Here is a 6,558-nt window from a genome sequence, read left to right as displayed (position 1 = left end):
ACACGAATAATCTTTGAGTTTATCAGATTGTGTTATTATTTTTTTCATGTTAAACTATAATATGTAATCATTTAGAAAGGAACATGTTATGTTGACAGCTAACACCCGACGCATACTAATTATCTTTTCCATTGCAGTTATAATATGCTTTCTGGCATATTTGGGTTTTGATTTATATACTCAGTTTTATTTTGGTGGACAACCATCTTATTTTAATGTTTTCAATTCTATGGTATATTCTGATGACGAAAATCTTTTTATTGATATGAAATGGCACCCATTGAAAGATCAATTAGTAGTTTTAAAACTCAATAAACAAGATAATATTCCTGAAATATTTCAGATAGATGCAAATACTAAAAACATATCTTCAAAATTAGAGCCTAGCGAAATAAAAGTATTTGATTCCATTGATGATATAAAAATTCATGGTGATAAAGTTTTTTGCTATTTCAATACAGACTCAGGTCCTATAATTATATATTTCGACAATGCAGGAAAAATAGAGCTATGTGAATACTATAATCAAAAAGGTGTTAAAAATTTTACATTATCATCAGATGGGTCAATTTTATGTTACACTGATAGTTTAAATCAACGTTTAAAATGGTCTATTTTTGTAAAAACAAATAATGCTGAACAAGTATCAAAAGTAAGATGTTTTCCGGATAAAATATATCATATAGATGAAAATAATTGTATATATTTTTCTAGCAAAAAAAGAAGCAAACATTTTAATTGGATCAGTTTGAATGATCTGCATCGTTTATGCAGTATGGAGAGTGACGAAACAGTATTAAATTCTTGTTTATCACCTATATTTAGAAACGACCAAATTGCTTACTGGCGGTATATGAAGGGCAATTTGTCATTATGGCTCAAAAATGGCAATAAAGAAGAGATAAAAATAGATGAATTTAAGGTGAGTAAAAACAATAACATTTTGCCGGGTCTATCCTGGGTTCCCCGGCAAAATAAAATTGCCTATATTTCTTACTCAGACAAAGGTTCTTCTTTGAATGTCTTCGATATAGATAAGATGATTACGCAAACAATAGTTGATAATAAAGAACTATGTGGTCCTATAAAATTTTCATCTAGTGGCAAATATATACTCTATTCTCAAATCGAGTTGGATGGACCAAAGATAAATATTTTAGAAGATGGCATAGAACATGTCGACATAACTGATAGCATTTTAAATTCTGATTGATACATGCTATCAGTTTTTTTGTTCAAATATATATGCAAGTGTCTGTTTACTAGTTAGATAAAACCAAACTTTGCTAATCTGATAACTAGCTGAATTAGTTTTAAAAAAGATGTCAATAATATAGTTGAGCATTTCTTGATATAGATAATAATATCCGAGGTGATTATAATGAGAATACCCGATCATATTGGGATTATCCCGGATGGAAATAGAAGGTGGGCAATCTCTAATGGAATGTCTAAAGAAAAAGGATACCAAAAGGGTCTGGAACCGGGTTTAATGCTTTATAGGCTTTGTAAACAGGCGGGAGTAAAAGAGTTGACATACTATGGATTCACTACCGATAATACAAAAAGACCTAAAAACCAAAGAATAGCATTTACCAGGGCCTGTGTAGATGCAGTAAAAATGCTTTCAAAAGAAGATGCTTCTTTATTGGTGGTAGGTAACAGCGATTCTCCTATGCTACCTAAAGAATTACTCCCATACACTACTAGAGTAACTTTTGGCACGGGAGAAATTAAAGTTAATTTTCTAGTAAACTATGGTTGGGAATGGGATCTAAATAATTTAAAAGCAGCTCATCATGCTAAAAAAGAAATTATAAATAACATCAAATCCTACGATATATCAAGAGTAGACTTAATTATACGCTGGGGAGGAAGAAGAAGATTGAGTGGTTTTTTGCCCGTTCAATCTATCTATGCAGATTTCTACGTGGTGGATGATTACTGGCCTGATTTTAAACCAAAACATTTTTTTGATGCTTTGAAATGGTATGATAAACAAGATATAACTCTTGGAGGTTAGAAATTACCTAATTAATGCGCTAAATAGAACAATTTTAATGTATTCAATCTGTTCTATCTAGTATATCGATCGGCTACACTGGTAGCTCCAAAGGCATACGGCTTTATTTTGATCTCTTTATCGTTAAATCCACATCCTTTTGCATATCCAATGGCTTGATTTTGGAAGTTAAAACTCTTACCTTGTTCCCCTATATCTATGTGAATTTCTATCGGATAAATAAAATTCCTTTTCAAGCATTCAGGTATTATTATATTATTTGCAACCTCAATACTAAAAGATACTTCTGTCATCAATTTTTCATATAGAGATACCTCGCTTTTATATCTCGTATGAAAAAAAACTATACCTCCATTGCCTATCCTTTGAAGGATTATCGCAGTTACGTATTTTATACGACCAACCCGGGTCATAGAATCGGTACCAATAATTATCTTATACTTTTTTTCAGGCTTTTTAGCAACAAATTGCCCAAAAGCTTTAAATAATTGGTCAACGTTTGCTCTTCTTCCACCTTCGCCTTTGAAAATCATATCAGTAACCACCCTGTCTATAAGTTTAATCCAAGTATAATAAATATTATACACAAACCTGCATTATTTAATGATAAAATTTAAAAAACACTTTATAAAATTTATTATACATCATAACACTATTTATTTAAATTATCAATTTTTACCTTTATCTGCTCTCTTGTTACAGTATTTAATGGTGTTATTCTGCAGTTTTCGGCTTTTTTAAATGATTTTAAAGCTTGATCTACATTACCTCGTTCTTCAAATATACATCCAAGATAATATAAGGTATCAGCAAGATCGTCTTTCTCTTTTAGAGCACTTTCGAAATATCTCTCTGCTTTGTCATATTCCCCCATCCTGAAATAAATTTGGCCGATATTATCCAATACCACATGATCATTTTCATCATAATCTAATGCTTCCATATTGTATTCTAATGCCTCTTCTAACTTCCCATTTTCTACCAAAATATATCCCAGCGAACCATAAACTAATGAGGATCTAAACTCTTTATGAAGTTTTCGAAGGGCTTTTTCAGCATCATCCAAATTGCCTAGTTTCCAATCTGCAAGAGCTAAATTCATTTTGCAACTAATATCCAGATTCTTTGACAACGACATCTTATTTGAATGCTCAAATAATTGTTTAGCCTCTGTGAATTCACCTTTCTTCAATTTTATAAGCCCATAAGCCAGCAGCATGTATGGCTGTCTACACCCTTTATTATATGCCTTGCAATAATATTTTTCTGCTTTTTGTGTATTATTGATCACATTATTCAAGTTCCCCAAAAATGCATACACATTTGCAAAGATACTAGCCATAGAATCATGTCCCTTCCATTATTGATAGTATAATCTATATAATAACATAAACCTTCAGTTATTTAACAATATAATTATACATAATATACATCAAAGTCGAAATTATCACTATAGATGCACAAGGTGCCTTCAACAAATTTGTATTATTTTCAAAAGTTTTTTATCCATAAAATAATATTTTTAAAAATAAAAAAAGAGGAAGGGCTTATGGGTTAGCCCGACCTCTCTTGATTAACAATATTTTCATCAACCTGGTCATATTTTTGTTGCTCATTTCCTTCTACCAATGTTTGTTTGTTTTTATTAACTGCATTCATTGAATTGAGAATAGCCAAAAATTTTTCCATCTGTTGCTGCTGTTTGCTATTTAACATGGACTTTATAACTTCCACCATCTGCTTATCATCGCTTTTATCTTCTATTTTATTCAATGCCTCAAATAATTTAGCAGCACGTATAAAATTTTGTATCTTTTTGTTCTGTTCCTGAGTGAGGATAGGACTCATAATCTCTAAAACCCCCACATCTATAGGAAGCATATCATCGGTGCGTGAATTATGTAATCTCTCTTTACTTTTAATGTAGTCTATATAATTTTTCCGCAAATAATTAAACTTTTCAGCTGTATCTATTTGTTGATGATATTCTTTCCTGATAAATGGCTTCACCTTTTTCATCATTTCTGTTACTCTATCATATTCGTCTCCATGAAAATTGTGGATATTAATCGTATTTTTTTCTTTTATCATCAGATCAGGATTTAATATAACACGAATATCTTTCGCCACACCTGCAAGCTTCAAAAACATTATTATTGATTTTTGATCTCTGTCATCGAAAAAAGGTACAACGCTTTTTAAAATATCCATTCCCCTTTCTAGAACTAGCATCTGAATATCTTCTCCCTGGGGTCTTCCGTTCTCTTTTTCTTTTGGTTTTTCACCATTGTTCATTATTTCGCCATTATTGCTCCTTGTTTTATCATTATCTAAAGTATTGAGACCGTCTTTTTTAACGATAAAATTAAAAAATAAAAATAGAAGAAGAAATTTTAATACATAGGCATTATCTTTTTTGTGCATTTACATACCATCCCCCAAAAATTATTATTCTTTAAAAAGGCTGTCCCTGCTTATCCTTATTTGTCTGGGATATTATTGCTAACAGCAGGAAAAAAAACAACATATTGTTTGGTTTAAAGCTCACATCTAACAATATTGTTAATAAAAGAAAAAAGAATAATAAACTATCAGAAAAACTTAGAATTTTAAGCTTTTTCTCCATAAATCATCCTCCCAATTTATTCACCATATAATCATAATACGTAAAAAGATTGGTATTTGTTACTCTTTTTTGGCCATCGACTCAGAATATATTTCTACCTAGCAACATATAATGTAAAATAAAGTATCAGAGAGGAGGATATATATGTCAGATAAAAATCAAGACATTTTAAACAAACTCTTTGAAGTGACCGACCAGGAAACGATAGAGACAATAAAAAGTAAAGCAAAGGAAATGTCAGAAAAGTCAAACTACGATTTAATACAAGAGTTAAAAAAGGTACAAAAAGAGAACAACATAGATATAAAACAGATGGAATCCTTTAAAGAATCTCTCCAACCTCTGTTAGATGAAGAGCAAAAAGATAAGCTTGACAAAATAATAGAATTATTAAAAGATAAGTAACTGAATATATTAACAGTTCTAACCATCTCTTCATAATATAAATTAATAAAACATGAAGAGGTGAAAATATGATAGGAATAAAAATGCTTCTCCCCTTACTTGTTATTCCCTTTAAAAACAGTCATTTTAACAAAATAGATAAGAGAGTAAAAACCAAAATAAGGACATTAACTCGGGAGAGTATATCAGTCATTGTTGAAACCACAAATAAGGGATTCAATGATAGTTTAGAATATATCATGCAGAAACGCAATGCAAAAGTAAAATACAAACTTCCTATAATCAATAGTTATGCAATTGAAATACCTGCACATTCCATTGAAAATATTGCAAAGATAAAAAATGTTAGGTATATATGTGATGACAGCAAAATTTTTTCACAATTGAATATTGCAAGAAAGCAGACAGGGGCAGAAATTGTAAACAAAACCGGATACACCGGTAAAAATATCGGTATAGCGATACTCGATACAGGAGTATTCCCGCATCCTGATCTAACTAAACCTAAAAATAGAATAATAGCTTTCAAAGATTTTGTCAATAAACATACTTCGCCCTATGATGATAATGGTCATGGAACTCATGTAGCAGGCAGTGCTGCAGGTAACGGGTATTCATCAAACGGAAAATATATAGGCGCAGCACCTGATGCAAACATTATATCCGTAAAAGTAATGGATAAAAACGGCACCGGCAACACTTCCGACATAGTGGCAGGAATACAATGGGTATTGGATAATAGCAAAAAGTATAATATCAAAATAATGTCATTATCTTTAGGCTCTAAGGCAGAGCAACCCTTAAGAATAGATCCTCTGGTAAGGGCAGTTAATAAGGCATGGGAAAAAGGTATAGTGGTAGTAGCTGCGGCTGGCAATTCAGGCCCTAAAAAGGGAACTATCACTACGCCGGGAATAAGCCCAACCATAATAACGATAGGAGCTTCAGACAATAAGGGTACATCAGATATAAAAGATGATACCATTGCTAATTTTTCAAGTAGAGGCCCTATCTATAAAAATATAATTAAACCTGATCTAGTTGCACCGGGTGTTAACGTGATTTCTCTAAACAGCAATAAAAGTTATACACCAAACAAAGCAACAAATAAGTATACAGATGTGCTTCCCACCGATTTATATCGTAAAGCAACAGGTACATCTGTTTCAACTCCTATAGTATCAGGCAGCATTGCTCTTATATTAGAAAAATTCCCTGATATCTCCCCGGATAAAGTAAAAAAATTGATCAAGGAAAACACAATAAACCTCAATGCAAAACTTTATGAGCAAGGAAAAGGATTACTGAATATATCTTTTCTAGCAAAGTGAAAAGGGCAGATAAAAGCCCTTTTCACTTTGCCTGCTACAGAGTTAACGGAAGTCGAACTTTAAACGTAGTACCTTCTCTCTGATTGCTTTCTACCGTTATAGTTCCTCCATGTTTTGATATGATATTGTCCACTATGTATAGACCCAATCCGTTTCCTCCCTTGCCTTTAGTG

General features: G+C 31.7%; 9 protein-coding genes. 4 read left to right on the top strand and 5 right to left on the bottom strand.

Translation table 11 applies throughout. The features are described 5' to 3' along the window. Positions 1-88 precede the first annotated feature (88 nt). Together PHP06_10170 and uppS are read left to right on the top strand one after the other, a co-directional pair. Positions 89-1,213 (top strand): hypothetical protein, encoded by a 1,125-nt coding sequence (locus PHP06_10170; protein MDD3840906.1) that lies wholly within the window; start codon positions 89-91, stop codon positions 1,211-1,213. Between the two features lie 168 nt (positions 1,214-1,381). Next, positions 1,382-2,023, top strand: coding sequence for a polyprenyl diphosphate synthase (gene uppS, locus PHP06_10165; protein ID MDD3840905.1), 642 nt, complete (start codon positions 1,382-1,384; stop codon positions 2,021-2,023). Positions 2,024-2,076: 53 nt separating this feature from the next. Here the strand turns inward: uppS and PHP06_10160 are convergent, their stop codons facing one another. From PHP06_10160 to PHP06_10145, 4 genes are all read right to left on the bottom strand, one after another. After that, a complete protein-coding gene (locus PHP06_10160; GenBank protein ID MDD3840904.1) occupies positions 2,077-2,556 on the bottom strand; it encodes a ribonuclease H-like YkuK family protein in 480 nt (159 codons plus the stop codon). A 119-nt stretch (positions 2,557-2,675) separates the two neighbouring features. Beyond that, complete coding sequence (locus PHP06_10155; GenBank protein MDD3840903.1) at positions 2,676-3,365, bottom strand: tetratricopeptide repeat protein; 690 nt, start codon at positions 3,363-3,365, stop codon at positions 2,676-2,678. 212 nt (positions 3,366-3,577) lie between these two features. Beyond that, entirely contained in the window at positions 3,578-4,447 is an 870-nt protein-coding gene (locus tag PHP06_10150) for a hypothetical protein (GenBank protein MDD3840902.1), read from the bottom strand. A 31-nt stretch (positions 4,448-4,478) separates the two neighbouring features. After that, the gene (locus PHP06_10145) at positions 4,479-4,649 is read right to left on the bottom strand and encodes a hypothetical protein (GenBank protein ID MDD3840901.1); all 171 of its coding nucleotides are present in this window, start codon (positions 4,647-4,649) and stop codon (positions 4,479-4,481) included. A gap of 144 nt (positions 4,650-4,793) precedes the next feature. Here PHP06_10145 and PHP06_10140 point away from each other — a divergent pair, with 144 nt between their 5' ends. Together PHP06_10140 and PHP06_10135 are read left to right on the top strand one after the other, a co-directional pair. After that, complete coding sequence (locus PHP06_10140; protein MDD3840900.1) at positions 4,794-5,054, top strand: hypothetical protein; 261 nt, start codon at positions 4,794-4,796, stop codon at positions 5,052-5,054. Between the two features lie 68 nt (positions 5,055-5,122). After that, positions 5,123-6,385 (top strand): S8 family peptidase, encoded by a 1,263-nt coding sequence (locus tag PHP06_10135; protein ID MDD3840899.1) that lies wholly within the window; start codon positions 5,123-5,125, stop codon positions 6,383-6,385. Between the two features lie 34 nt (positions 6,386-6,419). Here the strand turns inward: PHP06_10135 and PHP06_10130 are convergent. Continuing rightward, a partial coding sequence (locus PHP06_10130) for an ATP-binding protein (GenBank protein MDD3840898.1) occupies positions 6,420-6,558 on the bottom strand: 139 nt, incomplete at its 5' end.

The organism is Clostridia bacterium (assembly GCA_028698525.1).
Lineage (GTDB): Bacteria > Bacillota > Clostridia > JAQVDB01 > JAQVDB01 > JAQVDB01.
The sequence above is the reverse complement of the archived record's forward strand: the minus strand, read 5'-3'. Positions and strand labels throughout refer to the sequence as shown.

What these genes read in the sequence shown, in the direction of transcription:
- PHP06_10170 (MDD3840906.1), top strand. Translation starts at nt 89, where the DNA reads ATGTTGACAGCTAACACCCGACGCATACTAATTATCTTTTCCATTGCA.
- uppS (MDD3840905.1), top strand. Translation starts at nt 1,382, where the DNA reads ATGAGAATACCCGATCATATTGGGATTATCCCGGATGGAAATAGAAGG.
- PHP06_10160 (MDD3840904.1), bottom strand. Translation starts at nt 2,556, where the DNA reads ATGATTTTCAAAGGCGAAGGTGGAAGAAGAGCAAACGTTGACCAATTA.
- PHP06_10155 (MDD3840903.1), bottom strand. Translation starts at nt 3,365, where the DNA reads ATGGCTAGTATCTTTGCAAATGTGTATGCATTTTTGGGGAACTTGAAT.
- PHP06_10150 (MDD3840902.1), bottom strand. Translation starts at nt 4,447, where the DNA reads ATGCACAAAAAAGATAATGCCTATGTATTAAAATTTCTTCTTCTATTT.
- PHP06_10145 (MDD3840901.1), bottom strand. Translation starts at nt 4,649, where the DNA reads ATGGAGAAAAAGCTTAAAATTCTAAGTTTTTCTGATAGTTTATTATTC.
- PHP06_10140 (MDD3840900.1), top strand. Translation starts at nt 4,794, where the DNA reads ATGTCAGATAAAAATCAAGACATTTTAAACAAACTCTTTGAAGTGACC.
- PHP06_10135 (MDD3840899.1), top strand. Translation starts at nt 5,123, where the DNA reads ATGATAGGAATAAAAATGCTTCTCCCCTTACTTGTTATTCCCTTTAAA.